The sequence below is a fragment of the Microcoleus sp. AR_TQ3_B6 genome, from assembly GCF_036702785.1.
Lineage (GTDB): Bacteria > Cyanobacteriota > Cyanobacteriia > Cyanobacteriales > Microcoleaceae > Microcoleus.
In genome coordinates, this window is the sequence record NZ_JAUBVJ010000002.1 from 77362 (window position 1) to 100502 (window position 23141).

The 23141-nt window shown below is 46.2% G+C and carries 21 protein-coding genes; 8 read left to right on the plus strand and 13 right to left on the minus strand.

The annotated features are described in order from the left end of the window. Positions 1–243 precede the first annotated feature (243 nt). The 3 genes from QUB56_RS01570 to QUB56_RS01580 all read right to left on the minus strand — a co-directional run bounded on the left by QUB56_RS01570 (position 244) and on the right by QUB56_RS01580 (position 5621). Entirely contained in the window at positions 244–1665 is a 1422-nt protein-coding gene (locus tag QUB56_RS01570; protein WP_332952556.1) for a serine/threonine-protein kinase, read from the minus strand. Between the two features lie 195 nt (positions 1666–1860). After that, complete coding sequence (ilvB, locus tag QUB56_RS01575; protein WP_332952559.1) at positions 1861–3696, minus strand: biosynthetic-type acetolactate synthase large subunit; 1836 nt, start codon at positions 3694–3696, stop codon at positions 1861–1863. Between the two features lie 626 nt (positions 3697–4322). After that, complete coding sequence (locus tag QUB56_RS01580; RefSeq protein WP_332952561.1) at positions 4323–5621, minus strand: MFS transporter; 1299 nt, start codon at positions 5619–5621, stop codon at positions 4323–4325. A gap of 349 nt (positions 5622–5970) precedes the next feature. On the opposite strand from QUB56_RS01580, the gene QUB56_RS01585 reads away from it, so the two are divergent. Next, positions 5971–6309, plus strand: coding sequence for a P-II family nitrogen regulator (locus tag QUB56_RS01585; RefSeq protein WP_006633346.1), 339 nt, complete (start codon positions 5971–5973; stop codon positions 6307–6309). A 175-nt stretch (positions 6310–6484) separates the two neighbouring features. Here QUB56_RS01585 and rdgB read toward each other — a convergent pair whose 3' ends face one another. Together rdgB and QUB56_RS01595 are read right to left on the minus strand one after the other, a co-directional pair. Then, on the minus strand, positions 6485–7072 hold the full coding sequence (gene rdgB / locus QUB56_RS01590; protein ID WP_332952562.1) for an RdgB/HAM1 family non-canonical purine NTP pyrophosphatase: 588 nt from the start codon (positions 7070–7072) through the stop codon (positions 6485–6487). A 28-nt stretch (positions 7073–7100) separates the two neighbouring features. Then, entirely contained in the window at positions 7101–7703 is a 603-nt protein-coding gene (locus QUB56_RS01595) for a hypothetical protein (protein ID WP_332952564.1), read from the minus strand. A 141-nt stretch (positions 7704–7844) separates the two neighbouring features. On the opposite strand from QUB56_RS01595, the gene QUB56_RS01600 reads away from it, so the two are divergent. After that, on the plus strand, positions 7845–8525 hold the full coding sequence (locus QUB56_RS01600; protein WP_332952566.1) for a hypothetical protein: 681 nt from the start codon (positions 7845–7847) through the stop codon (positions 8523–8525). 134 nt (positions 8526–8659) lie between these two features. Here QUB56_RS01600 and QUB56_RS01605 read toward each other — a convergent pair whose 3' ends face one another. The 4 genes from QUB56_RS01605 to accA all read right to left on the minus strand — a co-directional run bounded on the left by QUB56_RS01605 (position 8660) and on the right by accA (position 13814). Continuing rightward, the gene (locus QUB56_RS01605) at positions 8660–10087 is read right to left on the minus strand and encodes a phosphoglucomutase/phosphomannomutase family protein (protein WP_332952567.1); all 1428 of its coding nucleotides are present in this window, start codon (positions 10085–10087) and stop codon (positions 8660–8662) included. Between the two features lie 198 nt (positions 10088–10285). Then, complete coding sequence (folE, locus tag QUB56_RS01610; protein WP_332952570.1) at positions 10286–11020, minus strand: GTP cyclohydrolase I FolE; 735 nt, start codon at positions 11018–11020, stop codon at positions 10286–10288. Positions 11021–11144: 124 nt separating this feature from the next. Further along, positions 11145–11870: an SDR family oxidoreductase gene (locus tag QUB56_RS01615; RefSeq protein WP_332952572.1), complete on the minus strand. Its 726-nt coding sequence runs from the start codon at positions 11868–11870 to the stop codon at positions 11145–11147. 963 nt (positions 11871–12833) lie between these two features. Then, positions 12834–13814 carry an acetyl-CoA carboxylase carboxyl transferase subunit alpha gene (gene accA / locus QUB56_RS01620; protein WP_332952573.1) on the minus strand — a complete coding sequence of 327 codons (981 nt, stop codon included), beginning with the start codon at positions 13812–13814 and terminating at the stop codon, positions 12834–12836. Positions 13815–14032: 218 nt separating this feature from the next. Between accA and QUB56_RS01625 the strand changes: the two genes are divergently transcribed. Continuing rightward, positions 14033–14509 (plus strand): tellurite resistance TerB family protein, encoded by a 477-nt coding sequence (locus QUB56_RS01625; protein ID WP_332952575.1) that lies wholly within the window; start codon positions 14033–14035, stop codon positions 14507–14509. Positions 14510–15096: 587 nt separating this feature from the next. On the opposite strand, the gene QUB56_RS01630 is transcribed toward QUB56_RS01625, so the two are convergent. After that, complete coding sequence (locus QUB56_RS01630; RefSeq protein ID WP_332952784.1) at positions 15097–16119, minus strand: long-chain acyl-[acyl-carrier-protein] reductase; 1023 nt, start codon at positions 16117–16119, stop codon at positions 15097–15099. 143 nt (positions 16120–16262) lie between these two features. Further along, on the minus strand, positions 16263–16955 hold the full coding sequence (locus tag QUB56_RS01635) for an aldehyde oxygenase (deformylating) (RefSeq protein WP_332952576.1): 693 nt from the start codon (positions 16953–16955) through the stop codon (positions 16263–16265). Positions 16956–17018: 63 nt separating this feature from the next. Between QUB56_RS01635 and QUB56_RS01640 the strand changes: the two genes are divergently transcribed. The 3 genes from QUB56_RS01640 to QUB56_RS01650 all read left to right on the plus strand — a co-directional run bounded on the left by QUB56_RS01640 (position 17019) and on the right by QUB56_RS01650 (position 18892). After that, positions 17019–17216 carry a hypothetical protein gene (locus QUB56_RS01640; protein WP_332952577.1) on the plus strand — a complete coding sequence of 66 codons (198 nt, stop codon included), beginning with the start codon at positions 17019–17021 and terminating at the stop codon, positions 17214–17216. A gap of 232 nt (positions 17217–17448) precedes the next feature. Next, entirely contained in the window at positions 17449–18267 is an 819-nt protein-coding gene (locus QUB56_RS01645; protein WP_332952578.1) for a carbohydrate ABC transporter permease, read from the plus strand. 376 nt (positions 18268–18643) lie between these two features. Continuing rightward, the gene (locus tag QUB56_RS01650) at positions 18644–18892 is read left to right on the plus strand and encodes a transporter suffix domain-containing protein (protein WP_332952581.1); all 249 of its coding nucleotides are present in this window, start codon (positions 18644–18646) and stop codon (positions 18890–18892) included. Positions 18893–18952: 60 nt separating this feature from the next. Here QUB56_RS01650 and QUB56_RS01655 read toward each other — a convergent pair whose 3' ends face one another. Continuing rightward, positions 18953–19981 (minus strand): hypothetical protein, encoded by a 1029-nt coding sequence (locus tag QUB56_RS01655; protein ID WP_332952584.1) that lies wholly within the window; start codon positions 19979–19981, stop codon positions 18953–18955. 350 nt (positions 19982–20331) lie between these two features. On the opposite strand from QUB56_RS01655, the gene QUB56_RS01660 reads away from it, so the two are divergent. Next, positions 20332–20748 carry a XisH family protein gene (locus tag QUB56_RS01660; RefSeq protein WP_332952585.1) on the plus strand — a complete coding sequence of 139 codons (417 nt, stop codon included), beginning with the start codon at positions 20332–20334 and terminating at the stop codon, positions 20746–20748. Beyond that, a complete protein-coding gene (locus tag QUB56_RS01665) occupies positions 20736–21089 on the plus strand; it encodes a XisI protein (RefSeq protein WP_332952587.1) in 354 nt (117 codons plus the stop codon). Before QUB56_RS01660 ends, QUB56_RS01665 begins: the two co-directional genes overlap by 13 nt. A gap of 86 nt (positions 21090–21175) precedes the next feature. Here QUB56_RS01665 and QUB56_RS01670 read toward each other — a convergent pair whose 3' ends face one another. Continuing rightward, positions 21176–23086, minus strand: a complete 1911-nt coding sequence (locus tag QUB56_RS01670) for a tetratricopeptide repeat protein (RefSeq protein ID WP_332952588.1) — start codon at positions 23084–23086, stop codon at positions 21176–21178. Positions 23087–23141: the final 55 nt, after the last annotated feature.

A 23141-nucleotide genomic window follows, 5' to 3' on the forward strand; every position in this document is an offset into this window, starting at 1 on the left:
CCAAGAAACCGGGTTTTTACCCAATCTTCTGACTACAACCAAATATTTGGTAAAAAACCCGGTTTCTGAACCCTAAACAGTTTATGTTAGCCAATTGCTATCACCCGAATTTCGCAAGCCTGTTGTTTGAAAAGTGATATCAAAGCGTAACAGGTAATGAAATGACCAAAACCCGATAACTTCGTAGAAAAAGGTTCTCAAAAAAAGACTTGACAAAGGGCTAAAATCGCTATAAATTACAGCTTACAGCTCTCGATGCGAAAGAAGAGAGAACCATACAACCAACCCTAACCACCCCAACACCCCAACAACCAAACCCAATCCTTCTCCCCCCCACGCAAACACACGCGCACACGACGGGAGGTGCCCCCGTGGTGCTTGCAAATTAAAGGTTAAATCATTGTAGATCAACCACTCTTTCCTCCCCTTTCTCCTCTTTCGCCAACCCACACGATCGCCTAGCTTGCATTCAGTGTCATAATCAACTTTACCGCCTATTTCTAACCAGATTTTTTTCTGGACGCTAAAGCCAAAGTGACCCTGACTGTATTTTACCCACAATTTGTCGATCGTCCGCAAATCATCGCCAGGAAAATTCTTGATCGAGTTCGTATCGAACCAACCTTCCTTCTCCCGTCTAGCAGCTTTTAACATCACCTGGAATGTTTCCCGATCCGCCTCTTTCCACTCCCCTGTGGCCAATAAATCCTGGAGACGAGTATAGTCAACACCCCGCGCTGATTTCAGGGAGTCTGGTGGCGGAGGAGGTACTTGAGGTGATGGTTGAGGTGATTGAGAAGCAAGATCCTGCAAAACTTCAGTAGCAGATTGATAACGTTTCTTAATAGCAGGTTGTATCATTTTCTCTAAAATCTGACTCAGTTCCGAGCTGACAGATGTTTTTAAGTGTTCTCGCCACACCCACTCAAACTCGCTATCATCGAATAAATCAATCGCTTCAACCTGAGTTAACAGACACAGGCAAGTCACACCCAGACTATAAATATCACTAGCATGAATCGGTTTACCGTTGGCTTGTTCTGGTGCCGTATATCCAGCCGTCCCGATTCTCGTTCCCGTTACAGATAAAGCAGTTTGTGTCGCATATTTCGCGGCTCCAAAGTCAACTAAAACCAGTTGCCCATCTTGCCGAAGAATAATATTTTCGAGCTTGATATCTCGGTGAATTACTTGGCGGGAATGAATGAACTCGAATACTGGCAATAAATTATTAAGCAAGTCGCGAATCTGCGTTTCGCTAAAATATCCCTTAGATTCTAGTGTTTGGGCTAAATTTTCACCGTCGATGAATTCTTGGACTAAATACTGTCGTCCATCTTGACTAAAATATGCTAATAATTCGGGAATTTGAGAATGTTTACCCAACTGTTCTAGGCGGACTGCTTCCAGCTCAAATAACTCAGCAGCTTTCTGGATACTAGAAGCGCCTTGAAGTTGGGGGTAGAATTGTTTAATAACACAGGGAGGTTTTGAGGGTTTATACTCGTCAACGGCTAAAAAAGTGCGCCCAAACCCCCCTTGTCCAATAATTTTTTGGGATCCGTAGCGATCGCCCAATAGCAGTTTATTCCGACATTTTTGACAAAATTTTGTAGAGCCAGACCGGTTTTGGAATAGGCAATCAGGGTTTAGGCACTGGCTCATAAAATATGCTTAGAGATTACAGATTAAAGCTCTCGATGCGATGCCAGCGGAGATGGTGTTAAATGTGAAACAGCAGATCCGGGTAAGGACATCGCATAGCCTTTCTTAGTGTCAACTTAACCCGAAAAACCGCTGAACCAGAAAAATATGCAGGGGTTTAAACCCCTGCCAGACAAGCCCTTGCCGTGTCTCTACTTAAACTTTTGTCCCGCACTCCGGACAAAACTTATTGCTCGAAACATTCTTAGCCCCGCAACTCGGACAATAAATCAACTCCGCAGATTGCAACTTGCTGCGTTCGGGCAAACCAACCATTTGAGCGTTGCTCTTACCTGGAACTACCATCGGATAGCAGTTTTCGTCCCTCGTCACCTTGACGTTCATCAGCACCGGGCCGTCGTGAGCGAGCATTTGAGCGATCGCATCTTTGAGTTCCTCCGGCCGCGAAACCTGCATCCCCTTCACGCCATAAGCTTCAGCCAGCTTCACAAAATCCGGCATCCCTACAGTCATATTCGACGACGAATAACGCTCTCCATAGAACGCCTGCTGCCACTGCCGCACCATGCCTTGCCAGCCATTATTTACAATCACAATCTTGACTTTAATGCCGTATTGTGTTAGCGTTCCGAGCTCTTGAATATTCATTTGCACGCTAGCATCCCCAGCAATACAAATCACTTGCTCATCGGGTAGGGCCATTTTCGCGCCCATCGCCGCCGGCACCCCGTAACCCATCGTGCCCAAACCAGCGCTCGAAATCCAGCGGCGCGGCCCGTTGTTCAAGAATTGAGCCGACCACATTTGATGTTGCCCGACATCCGTTGTGTAGTAAGCATCCGGCGCTTGAGTAGCCAACTCGGAAATCACCTCTTGCGGAGCCAAAATGTCTGGGTAATGAGGCACAACTAACGGATAGTCCTGTTTCCACCGATCGATCCTGTGCAGCCATTCCGCAGTCTGTCCGGCTTTCCCCGAAACTCCTGTTTCCCGACACCGGCGCAGCAAATCGATCAAAACTTGGCGGACATCTCCGACAATGGGCACATCAGGGCCGCGATTTTTGCCTACTTCCGCCGGGTCGATATCGATGTGAATCACCTTAGCGCGCGCGGCAAACTCGTCTAATTTTCCCGTCACGCGATCGTCAAACCTCGCCCCTACAGCAATCAGCAAATCGCACTCGGTAACGGCAAAATTAGCGTAAGCAGTGCCGTGCATCCCCAGCATTTTCACCGACAAAGGATGGTTTTCGTCAAAGGAACCTTTGCCCATCAGGGTTGTCGTGACCGGCAATTGGAAAAGTTCGGCGAGTTCCTTAATTTCCTCGTGGGCCCCCGCGGCGATCGCCCCGCCGCCCACATAAAGCAAAGGACGCTTTGCTTCCTTCAGCAAATGAATCGCTTGATTAATTTGCCGAGGATTTCCCTTCACCGTCGGCTTGTAGCCCGGAATTCTCACCGATCCGGGTTCCACGGGCAGATAGTCAAATTCTTCTAAACCCACATCCTTGGGTACGTCAATCAACACCGGCCCGGGCCGCCCTGTACTGGCGATGTGGAAAGCTTCAGCCACAATTCGCGCCATATCTCTGGGGTCGCGCACTACATAAGAATGCTTGACAATTGGCAGGGTAATCCCGTAAATATCTGTTTCCTGAAATGCATCAGTGCCGATCGCCGGACGGGCCACCTGACCGGTCACTACCACCATCGGGATCGAATCCATGTGGGCCGTCGCAATCCCCGTCACCAAATTAGTTGCGCCCGGGCCCGAAGTAGCGAAACAAACCCCAACTTGTCCGGTAGCGCGGGCGTACCCGTCGGCCGCGTGAGCCGCGCCTTGCTCGTGCCGCACCAAAATGTGTTTGATGGCGCCGGTTTCTTCCGCGAGGTAGAGTTCGTCGTAAAGCGGTAGAATTGCGCCGCCGGGATAACCAAAAATATGCTTGACGCCGTGGCGGATTAAGCTGTCGATCAAAGCAAATCCACCAGTTGCACGCCTGATGGCCACTTTAGTTTTTAGTTGCACAGAATTTCCGTCCTTAAACTAATTATGATTTTTAATGAAAGCTTTTATACTACTTTAATCTCAATAATCAAACTCTGAGAATTTAACTGCTGATATTTTACAAAAAGTTTCGCTCTCGGACATTTATCGCCAGGCCAGAATTTGTGGAACAGCAGAGCCAGAAAAGAAACAGAGGAAATCGCGGTTTGTCTGTCGGTTTACCGCGATATGACCCTTGTCTAGCATTAGTTTCGATCGGCCTTCGAGAAGAAAAACCATGGTTTGCAATGCGAGAACGTCAATAGCGCCAGGGCGCTGGCTATGTTAGAGATCGATCGCAAAAAGAAAGCCGTCGCACCTCTTCCCATTGGTGTCAACAATCGCCTAAAACCCTTGATCAAGCTTGTTTAGACGCGAGTCTCGAACCCGCTGGCATTCTCGTTTTTAAGGGAAACTAAAGAGAATACTCCGGTTCCCCCCAACTATCAGGGGATCTGGACAATCATCGTCAAAGAGTAGATCGGTACTACATTTGACGTTAAGTTGACACCCATCCCCTCTTCCTTCTTCCTTCTTCCTTCTTCCTTCTTCCTTCTTCCTTCTTCCTTCTTCCTTCTTCCTTCTTCCTTCTTCCTTCTTCCCAAACTTCACAGAACATCCCGCAACATTTTGCGGGTATGTCGCCAAGCTGCCATCCCCATCAGCGAGACCAAAAAGCCCAAACTCAGCAAAACGATCCGCAAGCCCACGTCATCCGAGCCGACGGCTTTACTGACAGCATCCGTCAGCGGGCCGGTCAGTGCTAAAGGCAAGCTCAGAGCAATATTAATCGCATTGTTCTCCAAGCCAAAGACTTTTCCCCGCATAGATTCTGGAGTTTTTTCTTGAATCAGAGCTTGCATCGGGCCGTTAATTAAGGAAGCCCCAAAACCGAACAGAGCGCTCAATCCGAATCCCACCCACAACTGTCTGACAAAGGCAAACATTGCTAATACAAAACCCATCATCAAAAAACCGATTAACGGCAGAGGTTTTTGGTGAAAGCTTGCGCCCCAGTTTCCCAAAAAGGCTGCGCCGAAGACCATTCCGACTCCGGCTGCCGCCAGCAAAAAGCCAAATTGAGTTTCTTTGAGACCTATTTTGCCTGAAAGTGCGATCGCCAGCACCTGAAGCGCGGCAAACACGGAATACAAAATCGTCAACTGCACCATCGCGTTGCTGACAAGGTGATTCTGTTTCAAATACCGCAAACCTTCTTTGAGGTCTTGCCAAGGATGGACGTTTTTGCCACTGCTGCCGGCATGAGCTTCTTTGATCCGCATGGTATAGATCAAACCTGCAGATATCAGGTACAACCCGCCCAGCAAAAACTCTTGAGAAGCTGCTCCGAAGCTGTGTTTGACCCAACTAAACAGCGGTTCGCCGATCGTCATCCCGACAATAATCCCGCCCATTGTGGACGAGGCGAACAGGGCATTTGCTGACATCAGTCCCTCTCGCCCCACGGCCAGGGGGATGGCGGCCGCTTCTGCGGGAGCAAAAAATTGCGTTACGGTAGAGACCAAAAACGTCATCGTCAACAAAACGACAAAAGCTTTGGGCAAAAACGGCAAAGCTACAATCAACAAGGCTCGAATCACGTTGCAGGCGATCAGCATTTGCTTTTTGGAAAAGCGGTCTACGACGATACCTGCTGCCGAACCAAATACGATCGCCGGCAGCGTGTAGGCGATCATCACCGCTGACAGCATAGAATTTTCCGAATGCTGCCAAGAAACAGGCCAGGGTCGGTAGTCGCCTGTTTTCAGGAGAATAATCAGCAATACGTAAAAGATTTTATCCGCCACTTGGGCCAACAACTGGCCCGTCCACAAGGCGAGGAAGGGGCGATTTCTCAGTAGGGCATCAAGCCCGCTGCGGTCAGGAGGAGGGCTGGCTGGGTGCATAGGAATAGTTTAACTGACCGCCTCTAACAATTATCGTTTTCAGCAATACGTGCAAATCTCCCTCATCGTAGTGGAAACTCGGAAAACTCCTGTCTCCTGCGTTCTGTTTCTGTTTTAGCAGATCCGTGGTTCCGGGCTTGGGTCTTTTTCACTCTACCGCGATCGGCCCGAACCGAGATACCGCGCCCCGGCAAATGCCAGAATATTGTTAAAGATTGGCGTGTATCTCATCGCGAGTACAAAATAAGGTAGTATATTTTACAAAATACTTAATCCTAGCAGTGATATGAAAAGATGTCACGCGATTTAAGTAATATAACGAAGGTACTAACTGTTAGGAGTGAGAAACTTGAAAAAGGTTGAAGCTATTATTCGCCCCTTTAAACTAGACGAAGTGAAAATCGCACTCGTCAATGCTGGCATTGTGGGTATGACTGTTTCTGAAGTTAGAGGTTTTGGCCGTCAGAAGGGCATGACTGAACGCTATCGCGGTTCTGAGTACACCGTTGAGTTCTTGCAAAAGCTCAAGGTCGAGATTGTTGTGGAAAACGATCAGGTTGACATGGTGGTTGATAAAATTATCGCTGCTTCCCGGACGGGCGAGATTGGCGACGGCAAGATTTTCATCTCTCCTGTAGAACAAATTATTCGGATTCGGACTGGGGAAAAGAACTTGGAGGCAATCTAAGATACTGGGGCATTGGGCATTGGGCATTGGGCATTGGGCATTGGGCATTGGTAATTGGTAACTGGTCATTGGTAACTGGTCATTGCCAAGGAAAAACCTCTTTCCTGTTTAGTTCTGATATCTAAGTGTCCATATCCAATGCCACAGTTACCCCCGGTTTTAGCTTTTTTCCTCATTAGCGGTTGACAAGGTTCGCCATTTGTGGTAATAGTGCCTGGAACGCTCGGCCGCGGTGAGAGTGCGATCGCTTGATATCCGGTGTCATTTCTGCAAAAGTCTGTTGCTGTGCGGGTACGTAGAAAATGGGGTCATATCCGAAACCTCCCGTACCGCGAGGAGTGTGGAGGATTTCGCCCCGACAAATTCCTTCTACTTGCAAGGCAATTGTACCGTCGGGACGGGCGATCGCGATCGCGCAAACAAATTGTGCTTCCCGGTTTTGTTCGCTTTCCAATTCTTTGAGAAGTCGAGATATCCTGTCAGCATCGGTTTTCCCGTAGCGCGCGGAGTAAATCCCGGGTTGACCGTTGAGTGCATCTACCATTAAACCAGAATCATCGGCGATCGACCATTGGCCTGTTGCTTTTGCCACTTCAGAGGCCTTCAAGCAAGCATTAGCAATAAAAGTTTCGCCTGTTTCCTCGATTTCCAACTCTTCCGGCTTGAGCTGTAATTCCCATCCCAAATCCTGAAGATAAACTTGCATTTCCTTGAGTTTACCCGGATTGCCCGTAGCTACAACTAGCAATTTGCGATCGGTCATTATTTCTCTTAAAACTTACGGCTCCATATTAACAAACATATTGGGAAAATGGTTGCAGCAAAATTCCCAAAATCTTATCAACAATATAGTATGCTGTCGGAGCGATATAGAGAGTAGTTTCCTGTAAAATCAAGAACTTCCAGTTAGTGCCAGCCGTCACTGAACTGTAAATGCGATCGACCTCACTGCCTTGATTTTGATTAAAGCATTCAGCAGCCACCATTGCCGCCGCGCATTGACCCAAACCGCCAATAATATCTTCCTTTTTTGCTTCAAAGATGCTCACAACAGGAGCGCTAATAAACAATTGTTCCTGAGAAGCGCTAATAATATAATCCCAAAATCCTTGCAATCCCCTTGCTGGACCGACAGTAAAATCCTTACCTGAAAACAGCGAAACTCGCTTGTTTAGCAGCCGCCTAACTTCTGCCAAAATCGGAGCAATCCAAAATTCAGATCGAGCCTTTTCAGTGGAAATAGAAATTGCTAAAGGCACGTAATCGTTTAAAATAGTTGTTAGAATTTCTGACGGTGCAACAGGGGATGTAGCGGCAAATAAATCGCGAGTTTCATCCAAGGTTAATCCAAAATCGTTTTTAACTCTAGCAAGGCTGAAATCGCTGTATGCCATCTTTTTAGCTCCCAAAATTAATCCCGATCGCCAGAGATGACAGTCGATCGACTCTCACAGTCAAATTATAAATTTCCATCTTAGATTTTAGCATAATAAAAATATTACCATCCATAAAAATAAGACCTAGGTAATTCAAGTATGGTAAAACATATCAGCGGCTGGATTATTGAAGGAGTAGTAGCTTCTGGGAAAACCAGATTTATTAAAGAGCTACAACACATATTGGCTAATAGACATCCTGCCAGAACAAAGGTTTACATTAGCGAACATTACACCGAACGTGTCCTAGAAAAGGAGAAAGCCAAGGGTTCCCTAACCGCACAAGCCACAATTGGCTTAGCGTCTAATATTGTTGAGGAATTGGAAGGTATTGCCTCTTGGAAATCTCAAAGTAAATTCTGTCATAACCAAGATAATGCAGTTATTAACTCTACCCTAGAAAGATTTTTAGGTAGCCATCATGCCAACTTACAAACAATGAATCTATGGTATCCAACTTCTCAAGATGAATCCAGAATCATAGATATTTATAATCGTTTAGAAATACTAGGTTTCTCGGTAGTTATTCTAAAATTGCCCAACTCTCTGATTGGTCAGGCTGTAGCGTCTACTAAGCTTTATAGGAATACAGCTTGGTCTCAGTATCTTAAAACGATAGGAAATGATGAGGAAGTAGGGTTTTACTACTTAAATTGGCCAAATAAACTACTTGACTTTTATAACAGTCTTAGCGAGCATATTGAAATTAAAATTATGATGGTAGATTCTATCCACATGAAGACTCAGTATAGTGAATTGGCAGCTTCTCTAGTAAAATGAGTATCGGTGAGCGGTTTGGTGAAGTGGCTGCTTTGTTGAATAAGGACTAAAGTCCTTACTAAAAAGGAGCTTTTTTAAGGGCCTTTATCTGTGGCACGGGCCTCTCGCCCGTGTCACTCACTGACGGTAAGACTCTAACCTTTCTGTGCCCAACCTTTCGCCCAATTCAAGTTTTGCATCACCTCTTTCAAAGTCGCAGCTTCCGAATATAACCTCAACACCGGTTCAGTACCGCTAAACCGAATTAACAGCCAGCTTCCGTCAGCCAAACGGAATTTATATCCGTCAACTTTGTTGCAATCTACAACTGCTTTGCCGGCGATTTCTGTTAAAGGTTGATTTTGCAGCAGCGACAGCAAACGCGACCTTTCTTCCATATTTGCTAGGTGCAAGTCTATTCTGTCATAAGCTGAAGTAAAGCTGGTTTCTTGTTGCAGCCTGCTGTAAATTTCGCTTAAGTCTTCCCCGGATTTGACCACTGCTTCTAACAAGTACAGCGCTGACAGCAAAGCATCTCGTTCGGGAATGTGCGTACCGTAGCCAATTCCTCCTGATTCTTCGCCGCCGACTAAGACTTGGGTGGTTAACATTCGATCGGCTATATACTTGTAACCGATCGGCGTTTCAAATAAAGGCAAGTCGTACAGCTTGGCAATTTTGGGAATTATATCTGAACCGCTGACTGTTTTGATGACTTCCCCGGTCAAGCCGCGCCGTGAAGCTAAATGTTCGATTAATATGGGAACTAGGATTTGTGAACTGAGAAAGTTGCCGCTAGTGTCAACGGCTGCAATTCGATCGCTATCTCCGTCAAATACAAATCCGATGGACAAACCAGAACTTTTTCGCTGGTGAGTGCGCATCACCCGAAATAACTGCGACAGGTAGCGCGGCAAAGGTTCCGGTGCACCGCCGCCGAACAGCGGATCTCGATCGCTGTTGACTTCGTGCACTGTTTCTTCTAAAATTTGAGCTAACCCTCCTGCGGCGGCACCGTGCATTACATCTACAAATACTGTAATTTTGCCGCTGGCGATCGCCTCTTTAATTGCCTCAATATCTACCATTTCCCGCAAGGTTTTGCAGTAAGCCGGCCAAGGATTGAAATTCTCCAATTTCCCGGGAGTTGCTGAAAGTGCCGCCGGATTGTCGAGTTTTTTTTCTATTTGTTGAGTAACTTCGGGCGAAACTGATCCCCCAAATCCGCCCTTGACTTTTAACCCTAAATATGCACCGGGATTGTGGCTGGCGGTCAGGACGATCGCACCCAAAGCATTTAATTGTTTGGCAGCTAAACTGAAAGCTGGAGTAGGCGCGTAGGATTCGCTCAGCAGCACGTCAAATCCTGCGTTTTGGAGGGCAACAGCCGCTGTGAAGGCAAAGTCTTCAGCCAGAAATCTGCGGTCGTGACCGACAATTACGGTACCGCTGCTGTTATCGCTGCTGCTGCTTTGTGCGAGAACTTGTGCCGCTAGGGGAGCGACTAACGCTACGCGATCGAATGTAAAATCGTCAGCAATGATGCCGCGCCAGCCATCTGTACCGAATTTAATAGGATTCATTAGTCACAAGTCATGAGTCACCCGTCTATTTTATGGGTTTATCAGTCGCTCGTCATCTGATTGTAGATTTTAGATTTTAGATTTTAGATTATGGAATTGCGGCTACGGATGAATCTGGTGGCTAGTGACCAAATTGCTCGATCGCTAGCCACCAGGAAAAAAGTGATTGGCTAATGACTAATGACTAATGACTAATGATTAAAAGAATGCGGGTTGGTGGCGGATTAAATTCAGGAATTCTTCGCGAGTTTTCTGTTCATCTTGAAACACGCCCAACATGGCACTCGTAACCGTCCAAGCACCGGGTTTTTGGACGCCCCGCATCGTCATGCACATATGGCTGGCTTCCATTACTACAGCCACTCCCTTCGGTTCCAATATTGTCTGAACTGCTTCGGCAATTTGGCGTGTCAAACGTTCTTGCACCTGCAACCGGCGGCTGTACATCTCGGAAATTCTGGCTAATTTGCTCAGTCCCACTACTTTTTGGTTGGGAATGTAAGCCACGTGAACTCTGCCCATAAACGGCAGCATATGGTGTTCGCACATACTGAATACGCTGATGTCTCGTACCAGTACCATTTCGTTGTGGCCTTCGTCAAAGATAGCGCCGTTGAGCAGTTCTTCGAGGGATTGAGTGTAGCCGCTGGTGAGAAACCGCATTGCTTCTGCTACCCGCTTCGGGGTTTTGAGCAATCCTTCCCGTTCGGGGTCTTCTCCTACTCCCAGCAGCAGGGTGCGAACCGCCTCCATCATTTCTTCCTGGCCTACTTCTGAGGGTACGGGTATGCTGGATTCTTGACCGTGGGAGGAATTGCGATCGGGTCGAGTGGGGATGCGCGGGGTGTTGTTGTCTGCAGTTTGTGAAAGTTTCATGCTGTCAGTCGAGGTTGAGTTCAAACCATTGGAATCGGTGGAAGATGCAATTGTCATAAAAAGTTGGTGTGAGGGTGAATCGAGTTTCGATTTTCGATTTTCGATTTTCGATTGGGGGATATAGCTAGAGATTTAAAGATTGTTGAATTCGAGAAAAATCCAGCAGTCTCAAATCTCAAGTTCACAAAACTCCTGCGTTGGACATGAGGGTGATTTCTTCAATTACTGCATTTGCTGGCAACTGAACTGCGTGCAGAATTGATTGGGCCACGATTTCTGGGGTTAACATGGCGCTGCGATCGAAGTCGGCTTGCACGGTGTCTGTGTCCCACATGGGAGTGTTGACAGAACCCGGACAGATTGCTGTTACCCGAATTCCGCGAGCCCGTTCTTCGGCGGCTAAGGTTTTAGACAAAGCCATGAGACCGAATTTGCTGACGCAGTAGGGTCCCCAGTTGGGGAAGGTTTGGATGCCGGCGATCGAGGAAACGTTGATGATGATTCCCGATCCGCGATCGCGCATCGACGGCAAAACTCCTAGAATGCACTGCCAAACGCTAGTAAGATTGAGGTCTAGAACGTTCTGCCAGTCGGCTAGAGACGTTTCCGTCAAGGAGCCGGTGTAGCCCATACCCGCGCTGTTGACCAGGATATCTACGGCACCCAATTGAGCTGCGATCGCGCTGATGCTGCTTTGCACTTGCTCAATTTTTGCCAAGTCTAAGGGATAAGCTTCTGCTTTCACTCCGACTTCTCGGGCTGCTGCTGCAACCGCTTCTAAGTTTTCTGACTCTCGGCTAACTAAGGCCAGATTTATGCCCTCGGCGGCGAACGCTAGAGCCGTCGCTTTGCCAATACCGCTGCTGGCTCCGGTAATCAGAGCCTGCTTTGTTGTTGAATGGTTCATCAGAAATATGGGTTTGAAACCCCGTCCTTTTAGGACGCCTTTACATTGACTTAAAACCTTTGCGGGGTGGAGGGGTATGGTTGCCCTCCGATGAGGTATGGTTGCCTCAATCTCCTTTCGGAGTAAAGTTAGCACGCGCCTTTGTTTTAAGAGCTTGTTAGGCCCAAAGCACTGTCGAGCGTGACATACCGAACTGTTTAACCTTCAGCGACAGAGCTCATGACTAGCTACGCCTTGGCGCGGGTGTCGTGACTCAAAAAACCGAGTCAGTTAAGACGCTCGGCCGCCGGGGAACGGCTTGTTAGATTTCTCCTTCAAGCCTCATGCCTTTAGGCTGAGGTTCTTGACTGTCCTAATACTTTCGCTCGGCAACTCCCTCAAGCGTTGCAGCCTTCTTCGGCAAATTAGAAAGCTGTCTGCTACGGGCGATCGCAGTTAATTATGAGATTAACATTAAGAACTGTTAAGCCGGTGTCACCTGAGAAATTATAACACTGCTGACAGATCCGCAGAATAATGAGTTATCAGTTATGACTTTCAAGTTAAGAGATTTTTAAGTCATAACTGATAACTCTCAATCGATCGGCTCAAGCAGAAAGTTCAGTGAATACACCGTTGTCGCGAAACTTTTGATACCAGGTATCGCGCCGCTGCCGTCACTTTGCCAATACCGCTGCTGGCTCCGGTAATCAGAGCCTGCTTTGTTGTTGGATGGTTTATTCGCTGTCCTAATACTTTGACTCGGCCACTCCCTCAAGCATTGCAGCCTTCTTCGGCAAATTAGAAAGCTGTCTGCTACGGGCGATCGCAGTTAATTATGAGATTAACATTAAGAACTGTTAAGCCAGTGTCACCTGAGAAATTATAACACTGCTGATTAATCTGCAGAATAATGAGTTATCAGTTATGAGTTTAAAGTTAAGAGATATTTAAGTCCTAACTGATAACTCTCAATCGATCGGCTCAAGCAGGAAGTTCAGTGAATACACCGATATCGCGAAACTTTTGATACCGGAGTTCGCGCCGCTGCTGACCAGTAAGCTGTGTCAGTTCTGCTAAGTTTTCTAACAAAGCTTGTTTGAGTATGGAGGCAGCTTTGAGGGGATTCGAGTGAGCGCCGCCGATCGGCTCGGGTACGATTTGATCGAGAACGCCGAGGTTTTTCAAATCCCAGGAAGTGATTTTGAGGGCCTCTGCGGCCAAGTTAGCTTTGCCAGAGTCTTTCCAGAGGATGGCCGCACAAGCTTCGGGGGTGGCAACGGTGTAGACGGAATGTTCCAGCATCAACAGCCGCTCGCCGACACCGATACCCAATGCGCCGCCGGAACCTCCTTCGCCGATGACGGTGCAGATGATGGGAACGTCGAGGCGAAACATTTCTCGGAGGTTGCAGGCGATCGCCTCTCCCTGTCCGAGCTGTTCTGCTTCTAAGCCCGCCCAAGCTCCTGGAGTGTCGATAAAGGTGAAAATTGGCATGGAGAAGCGATCGGCGTGTTCCATCAACCGCAGGGCTTTGCGGTAGCCGCCGGGAGCAGCCATGCCGAAGTTGCGGGCGATATTGTCTTTAGTGTCGCGCCCTTTTTGATGGCCGATGATGACTGTGGGACGCCCGTCTATGCGGGCAATTCCGCCGACAAGGGCCGGGTCGTCTGTGCCGCGCCGATCGCCGTGAAGCTCGATCCACTCGTCGCTAATTGCCTGAATGTAATCGAGGGTGCTGGGGCGGCGCGGGTGACGGGCGAGTTGCAGCCGCTGCATGGGGGACAAGCTGCTGAAAATTTCTTGTCGCAGTTGGGCTGAGCGAGCTTCGAGTTTGCGAATTTCGTCGGTGACATCGACGCCGTTTTCTGCGGCGAGTTCGCGGATCTGGTGAATTCGGGTTTCTAGTTCCGCCAGCGGCTTTTCAAAATCTAGGAGTAGTGGTTTGCGGTCTGAGTTTGGCACGCTGATAATTTCTATAAGGTTTTAAGGTTTTGTCGATCGGCTATTTCCCGATCCTACCCTGTCAGGGGATGGTCAAAAAGAGGGAAAATCGAAACTTTTGAATTTTGAATAGTGATTTGCTGCCGGACGCCGTTGAAAACCTGGTGCTTGATGTTCGTTTTGTGGTAAACTGTTATAGCTCAGCTCAGAGTTTTACCCGGAGCTTTCCCTGCGCCCCTATGCCTCCCCACAGCCACAAAAGACCAAATCCTGCTGAATTGTTCGTTCCTACAAAAAGCGACACAAGTACGATCGAACTCACTCCCTCGGAAGCTTTAACAGCCATTTCTGTATTAGCTGTTGCCGCCGACGGTCAAATCTCAGAAGAAGAAAGACAAACCCTTGCCGCGAATCATATGCGCTTGTTCAGCTCTTATTCAGGGGAACAGTTCCAAGAGCTTTTTAAGAAAGTCCTGAACTTGAGCCATAATTACGATCCGGCTGAGGTATTTGCAGTTGCTAAAAATGCCCTAACTCCTCAGCTTCGAGAAACCGCTTTTGCGATCGCCACAGATTTAGTTTTGGTAGATGGAATATTCACTCAAGAAGAAAAGGAATTCTTAGTGGAACTTGCCGAAGCTTTAGAAATCTCGGACGAGATGGGCAAAAAAATTATCGAAGTGATGACTATCAAAAATTGCGGTCAAAACTTCTAAGCGCCTCAGCCTATTCGAGCGCTTGTTCGTTTGAAAATAGTAATAATTATGTCATTTTGTTTTAACTAAATAGGCGCTCGGCCTCACGCTGAATTTTCCCAACACAAGCTACTCAAAAATTTTGATCGTTAATTTACAGATTGGATGCTCCTGAATGTCTTTAAATACTAGTTCTCTCTTGTAAACAACATTCGTCAATGCCGTTTTCCTACCCCAAAATAATCATGAACACTCGATGAGGGATGTCACAATCGCCAGATTAATTGTAGGGACAAGGCACTGCCTGTGCAAGTCGGCAAAGTCGGATATTTTCCATGACTGCAGAATTACTTAGGAATTTTAACCGCAGATGGTGATGGATATACGCGGATATACGCAGATGAATGTTGATTTGGAGCGATTACCAGCCTTAAAACCAGCCCTGATGGGAATTGCGATCGCGCTATATTTTTTTTGATATATCAAGATTTTATAGATTCTATGAATAACAATCGCACAATCTGGAATTGATATTATCAGTCATTAAAAAGTTACTGGTTATTGTCAGAAAAACTTTCCTAAATAACCAATAACCACAACAAATCACATCAAAATGACATTAAAGGTCTGAAACCGTGCTTGACAGAAATATGACCGATTTGCTCCATCTTTTCCACTGTAATTTGATTCCGTCCCCACGAAAAATTGGTATACATTTTTTCAAATTCCAGCAGCATTGATTCAGCAAAACAGGCAAATAACTGTCGGCCCGGTACATCCATATTGACAATCTTCATAATTTTCCACTCAATATCGAGGGAATGCTCCACAATGCCGCCATTGAGTACGTAAATTTCTGGATGCTGAACCTGAGTTGCCAGATTTTTCGGATAGCCACCGTCAATCAATAAACATGGTTGCTTCAATGTCTTAGGGTCAATTTCTACTCCCTTGGGCATACTGGCTACCCACACTACAATATCCGCTTGGGGGAGGGCTTCTTCCAAGTCCATAATTTTGCCCCGCCCCAATTCCGATTGCAAGTCTTGTAATCGTTCTTTGTCGCGGGCAATGAGCAACAATTCTGCTACATTTGTTTTAACATTGAGCCAGCGACACACAGCACTGCCAATATCGCCAGTAGCACCACAAACGGCTACTGTGGCTTTTGAAAGTTCAATCCCCAATTTAGGGGCTGCTTCTTCTACTTGGCGACAGAGAATGTAAGCGGTATGAGTGTTACCAGTGGTGAAGCGTTCAAACTCCAACTTGAGATTGCGAATTTGCTTAATTTGCTGCAAGTTGAAAGTCTCAAAAATGATCGAAGAAAAGCCGCCTAAGGCAGTGATGTTAATCCCGTTTTTTTGAGCGTGTGCCATCGCATTAAGGATTTTGCGAGTGGCTGCTTTAATCCGGCGAGTGGCTAGCATTTCTGGCAGAAAACAGGATTCCACATAGCGGCCTTCTATTTTTTGTCCCGTGATGCTTGTTACCGTGATCTGATCAACTATTTGGGGCGGTGCGCTGCACCAAAAATCGAGACCTTGATCGCCATATTCTGGATAGCCCAGCTCGTTAGCTACTGATTGGGCGTGTTCTAAGCTGGTTAAGTGACCGATTAGACCAAACATTAAGTTGTCAAATGAAGGAAGATTGAAGATTGAAGATTGAAGATGGGAAGATGGGAAGATTAAAAATGTATATTTTAAAATGAGGTATCCCATTTTTAATTTTTAATTTTTAATTTTTTTCCCATTCCTTATTTCCAAATTAACTAGGCTGCGAGGCCTTGTGCTGACATCCGCATGATATCGCGGTTGTTAAAGCCAATGTTACCTAGGGCTTCGCCGTAGGCAATCATAAAGTCTTCGATTAAAGCGTCTTTTTCCATTCCCAAGACGCGGGCATCGTCTGCGACAGCGTTTAGCAGCTTCCAGATGATGGGCAGGTTTTCGCGGTTGGCGGCTTCGAGTTCGGCTTTGGATTCCTCAAAGTGAGCTTGCAGCCAGACTTCCCCAAAGTTGAGGTGGCTGTATTCTTCTTTGACGACGCCTTCGGTGATTTTGCGAGCAAAGTCATCGGCGACGGGGATGTAGATGTTGTAAGCTGCGATCGCAAAACACTCGATAATTAGCGATTGAATCAGCAAGCAAGTTACAATCTGACCTTGAGCAGCGGCCGTTTGGAAGTTTCTGTGCAAATCCGAAAAGAACTGCTTGGCAAATGCCATGTCCGGCGTGACTTTGAGATTCCTGCCGCAAGCTTGGAAGCCTTTCATGTGGCGGTTCTCCATCTTGGACAAGCTAATTAACTCTGCTTTTTTGTCAGCCAACAGTTCGGCCAGTGTCAGGTAGTTGTCGTGAGCTTCTTGTTCGCCTTCAATCACAATGGCGTTGATACGGCTGTAAGCATCTTTGTAAGTTTCGGTTTGAAAGTCAATTGTTGGGCTGGCCTCAAGCTGGGGCATAGATATGTAGTCTCCTTATATAAGCTTCTGGGATGTTTGGAAGCCCCTTTAAAATTGGGGTCAGTGACAGTACACTTTACCTCTTTTGAACGCACCCCATCTAAATCAAAGATTATAGCTGAGGATTCTTTCGACAAAGAACTTTTCTTTGACGGTCCGGGAAAAACTGGCGTCAAGAGCGTGTTTGCCGGACTTTTGCCGTGGAACACTCCAGAAAGACTATCGCTAGAATGCTATCTATTTACTAATTACTTGAATTAGTCGTTAGTCGATCTGTTGCCCGGAAATAGATGATAGAAATACGGTCTAGGTCTCCACCTTTAAGGGTTTTACAGTACCAACTCTATCTCTAAAATTATATCCTAATCACAACTTCCTGCCTTGGTACTCCTTCTTTCCCTCTACGACATATTATGTTGTTGTATGGGAATCTGGGAGGCGATCGGGTTGGAGAACCTCACAGGCTTATTATTTTAGGTTAATTCACAAATTTATGGGTAAATCCTTTGACAGGTCTCAAGCGCTGGAATTGCTGAGTTTTATTTTGTTGCTGGCGGGGGCTGCGCTGGTGCTGCTGCCGCTGGCTGCTGTATTTTTGGTTTCGCTTTCACCCTCTGGTGTGGGTGTCAAGCCTACAGCCCTGACTTTGGCGAACTATCAGGAGGCTTGGCGACGGGGTAATTTTTGGTTGGCATTCTTTAATTCTACTCTAGTGGCGATCGCAGTGACTGGTTTTCAGGTTGTGACTTCTGCGTTGGCCGGTTATGCTTTGGCGAGGCTGAAGTTTCGGGGGCGACAGGCCCTTGTTTTGGGGGTTTTGGCGACGCTGGTTATTCCGTTTCAGCTTTTGGTGATTCCGATTTTCTTGGTTTTGAAGTGGGGTCATTTGCTGAATACTTACGGGGCGCTAATTTTGCCGACGGCGGCTAACGGTTTTGGGATTTTTCTGCTGCGCCAGTATTTTATGACTGTTCCGGTGGAGTTGGAGGAGGCGGCAATGCTGGATGGGGCTAACCGCTGGCAGGTTTTGTGGCAAGTGATGTTACCTTTGGCTCGCCCTGCTTTGGTGACGCTGTTTTTGTTTACTTTTATTGGAGAGTGGAACGATTTGTTTAAGCCGCTGGTGTTTACGACGCGACCGGAGTTGCGGACTGTGCAGTTGGTTTTGGCGGAATTTCAGGAACAGTTTACTAGCAGTTGGCAGTTGTTGATGGCGGCAGTGGTAATTGGAACTGTACCTGTGGTGTTGCTGTTTTTGGCCGGTCAACGGCAGTTTATTCGGGGGATTGCGGCGACGGGGATTAAGAATTGAGGTGGAGATGTTTGGCAATTAAGTTTGTAGCCATAGGTTTAACCATTCTCAAGAACAGGCTTTCCGGCCTGTTCCACCAATACTAAATGTTCTTGTGGAACAGGCCGGAAAGCCTGTTGCTGACATTGGTGCAATAGGGGAGTTTGTAGTCACTCGGCGATTGAACTCGCTACTATAGCAATCCTCGCATCATTTGTGTAATTCTTGTAGGGGCAAACCCCCCGTGGTTGCCCCGATGCAGGCCGGGGTAGGCAAAGAAAGGCACTACCCCTACATCTTTTTACGACTCCTGCAAGGATTGCTATATACAAACTTTCGTCTACTCCGAGCCCACAAGCGAGATCAAAGGGATATCAAAGCTGTATTATGTGAATCTATGCAAAAGCTCGGTTTGTTCTTATTTGTCCTATCTTTTGGGCCCTGGCTGGTAATCTTGTTTGTGGTGCCGTTTCTGCCGCTGGACATTACCCAAAAAGCAACTTTATCTGTCGTTTTAGCTGTTGGGGCTGAAGTTTGTTTTTGGATTAGCGTGGTGCTGTTGGGGAAAGAAGTAGTTACCAAATATCGGCGTTATTTGCATCCCCGCTATCTTTGGAAAAAAATCCGAAATTTTAACCGCAGATGAACAGGGTTCGACGCAGATAATCAGCCGGGATGGTGGCATTTATCTGCGGTCAAGGTTGAGCTATTCACTCAAAATTTGCAAGCGAATAGATCGTTCTCCGTCTCCGAAATCCACTTCTATTTTTTCTCCAGACAGAGTGTCCAAGCATCCCAAAAGCAACCGCAAATTGGGTGTGCTTGCTCCTGTATCCACGTACAATCTATCTGCTAAACTGCCTAAACGCTTCCAAACTGTGTAGAGTTTGATTACTGTTTGTTCTAGCTGTGCGGCTTGTTTTACAACGTCGGCGGTGGTTCCCAAACAGCCGACTCGCAAAGATTCTTCTAAGGCCATTTCCATGTCTAAGTGAGGCTGATTGAGAGCTTGCACTTGGGCGGCGGCGTCGAGATATTTTGATAAGTTCTTGGCGTCGGATGTTAGCTGTTTGACAGTCTCTACGTCGGGATTTTCTGCTACTTCTTTTTGAATTTCGCTTTGGTGAGATGGGGAGAGTTTCTCCATTTCTTTGACTAAAGGTGCGAGGTAGCGGGAAGGTAGAGAACCGGTAGATGCTTTTTCTTTGACTTCTTCGGGCAATAATTCTGAGTTCATTGCCATCCATTCGTCGGAGAGTTGTTTGACTTCGCGGCGGGTGATGCGATCGCCATTTGCTGCGGCATCTGTTACCATTTGCTGGACTTCGGGAGATGCTTTGGCGGTTTCTACAAAGGCTCTTTTGCTGAAGTTTCTAATGGAATCTGGGTCTAAATCTCCTTGCTGGATCAGAGTGTCGGCACTATTAGCTAATTCTATCAAAGAATAGGCTTGACTTTTGCCAATTTCTCTTTCTTTGAGCCAGTTCAAAAAGCCTGTGCCGCGTCCTTCGCCACCTTTTTTTTCTCTGTCTCGGACTGTTCGGAGAATGCGTCCCCGCCAAATGTCGGTTTGCAAGTCGAAGCGATCGCACACTTTCCAGGCGTTGTCAACTTGATTTTCAAAGTCAAAGTCTGGTATTTGTTCGTCTTCGGGGTCTGGCAATTGGAAATTGATATCGGTAAAGCCGCTGAGGGCTTCTGCAAGTTCTGCGGGAGATTGGGGGACTTCTGCCATTAGGAAAAATTTGTGTAGTGCAATAGCCGGTTTAAGTGGGAAGCAAGCACGGGTTGACAGTTGAGACGCTACCTGTAGTAGTAAGGGGGGCAATGCTCACCCTACTAATAGAGTTTTTGTGCAAGTCATTTTATTATTGCACGATGGAGGGCGATCGGCGAAAAGATACCCAAAATGACTCCGGGTACGCCCCTGATGGGACTTGATGCGAGTGCTGGCTGTGGGGGGATTGAGTTAATGTGAATGAGGATATTATAGAATGGGATTACCTACTGTAGTCGATCGCGAAATTTGGGAGTAGGCTCGTCAGCCTGACTATAATTTAATTAGCTGAAAACTCAAGTTAATTTATGCCAGCTAAAGATATCTACCACAACGAAGTTAAAAATGCCTTACTGAAAGACGGTTGGACAATTACGGCCGATCCATACTTTATTAAATATGAGGATGCCGAGTTATATGCTGATTTAGCAGCAGAAAAGCCGATTGCAGCACAACGTCAGGGACAAAAGATAGTTGTTGAAATTAAGACCTTTGTTGGGAGATCGCTAATGTATGATTTTCACGGCGCACTCGGTCAATATATGGTCTACAGAAATCTGATTCAACTCACAGAGCCAGAATACAAGCTCTATTTAGCAATTGACGATGTTGTCTACCAAAACTTTTTTCAACGCAAGTCTATACAATTAATTACTAATGAAAATAAGCTTTGCTTAATGGTAGTTGAAATGGAAAAGGAGGAAATTATGCAATGGATCAACTAAAATACTATCGGAGTACGATCGAAAAAATATTGACTGAATATTATGAACTCGGCGTCAAGGGAGGGATGGCGCTAGATGAATTAGAGACAGACAGCCGCCTTGCCTTTGACGAAAAACGAGATCAATATCTGTGGTTTCGCTCTGGTTGGGAGGGAAAAAAACGGATCTGCCACATTACGATGTATCTTCGTATTAAAGATGGCAAAATTTGGGTTGAAGAAGATTGGACAGATTTGTGTGTAGTTGATGATTTACTAGCAGCGGGAATTCCTAAGAGCGATATTGTTTTAGGGTTTCACAATCCCTATAAACGCAAATTTACGGAGTTTGCTGTTGGTTGATGCCATAAGTGCGATCGCCCGAGAGGAAAAGCTGCGGGGCGATCGCGTTTTGCTTTCTCATCAGAAATCAATAGTTTCACTTACTATTATGTTGATTGTACGAGAGCTAAGTGCTGCTGATTGTACTCTATTGCTTTGTTATAGTCTCCTAAAGCAATGAACGCTTTGCATAGATTCAGTAAAGACAGCTCTTGTTCCGAGTGTTGTCCTATTTCACGTATAATAGTTAAGCCTTGTTGATAATAGTTGATGGCTTGGTTATAATCAGCTAGTGAATAGTAAAAAACTCCCAAATTTATTAGGGTGCGTCCCTCACCATTGCGATCACCGATTTCCCTTGCAATCATCAAACTCTGTTGGTAAGAGTTGATAGCTTGGGGATAATTTCTTAGTGAATTGTAAGCAACTCCTAAGAAACCTAGGACAGTTCCCTTACCTTCCATATCGCCAATTTCATGTGCAATAGTTAAACTCTGTTGGTAATAGTCAATGCCTTGGGAATAATCTCCTAGCGAACAGTAAGAATTTCCTATATTTCCCAGTGCTGTTCCCTCACCTTTGCGATCGCCAATTTCCTGAAAAATGGTTAAACTCTGCTGACAATAATTGATAGCTAGAGAATAATCTCCTAGCGAATTGTAAGCAAGTCCCAGACTTCCCAGAGCGCTTCCTTCACCGTTGCGAACGCTAATTTTCCTTGCAATAGTTAAACCCTGTCGATAACAGTCAATGGCTAGGGAATATTTGCCTAGAACATGGTAAGCATTTCCCAAATTTGACAATGCGTTTCCCTCACCGTTGCGATCGCCAATTTCCCGAAAAATAGTTAAACTCTGCTGAGAATAGTCGATAGCTAGGGAATAATTTCCCAGAGCGTGGTAAGCATTTCCCAGATTTGATAGCGCGTTTCCTTCACCGTTGCGATCGCCAATTTTTTGGAAAATGGTCAAACTCAGTTGGTAATAGTCGATGGCTTGAGCATATTGTCCTAATGAACGGTAAGCACTTCCCAGGTTTGATAGTACACTTGCCTCACCATTGAGAACTCCAATTTTCTGGAAAATTATTAAACTCTGCTGAGAATAGTAGATAGCTTGAGAATAATCTCCTAGGGATTTATAAGTATTACCGAGATTTGACAATGCAGTTCCCTCACCTTTGAGATCGCCAATTTCCTGTGCAATGGTTAAATATCTTTGGTGATAGTAGATGGCTTGGAGATAATTTCCTAACAAAATGTAAACAATGCCCAGATTCCCTAGCGTGCTTCCCTCACCTTTGCGATCGCCAATTTCTTGGAAAATGGCTAGACTCTTTTGGTGATAGTCGATAGCTTGGGAATAATTTCCTAAGGAATTGTAAGCATTGCCCAAATTTATCAGCGCGTTTCCCTCACCTTCCCGATTTCCGATATCCCGTGCAAGGATTAAACTTTGTTGATTGTATTTAATTGCTTGGGAATAATTTCCTAGCGAACGGTAAACTATTCCCAGATTTCCCAGGGCGCTTCCCTCACCATTGCGATCGCCGATTTCCCGTGCAATAATTAAACTCTGTTGGTGATAGTCAATAGCTTGGGAATAATCTCCTAGTTCATGGTAAGAATTGCCAAAATTTGCGATAAAAACAGCATCCAGATTAGGATTTAATTTACCCAAAAGTTGGTTGTATAGCTCAATCAGTTCTCTATAGTAACCCCAGAGTGATAATTGAACGTGCAATTCCTCTTTGGTAGGTGTATCTAGTCGAATTGATATAATTTTGCTATTTCGCATCCAATCTTCCACATTGCCAAGATGATGAAACGCTTCCAAATACCCCTGCACCTTTTCCAGATTAGTAGCATCTGAATTCGGTTTGTAATCCGTGAGCCACTGTACAACTGCTCTGTACTGAAGCCGCTGCTCGCGAGTAGGAAAATCGGCACGGAGATTATTAGAATTGATTCCTAACTGTTCCAAAACCTCCTCTCCAGATGGTGTCAGATTATTTGTCATGGTTAATTTCTCTCTGGACTTTGGACAAAGGGGAAGAAGGGGGGTAGCCAAAAGA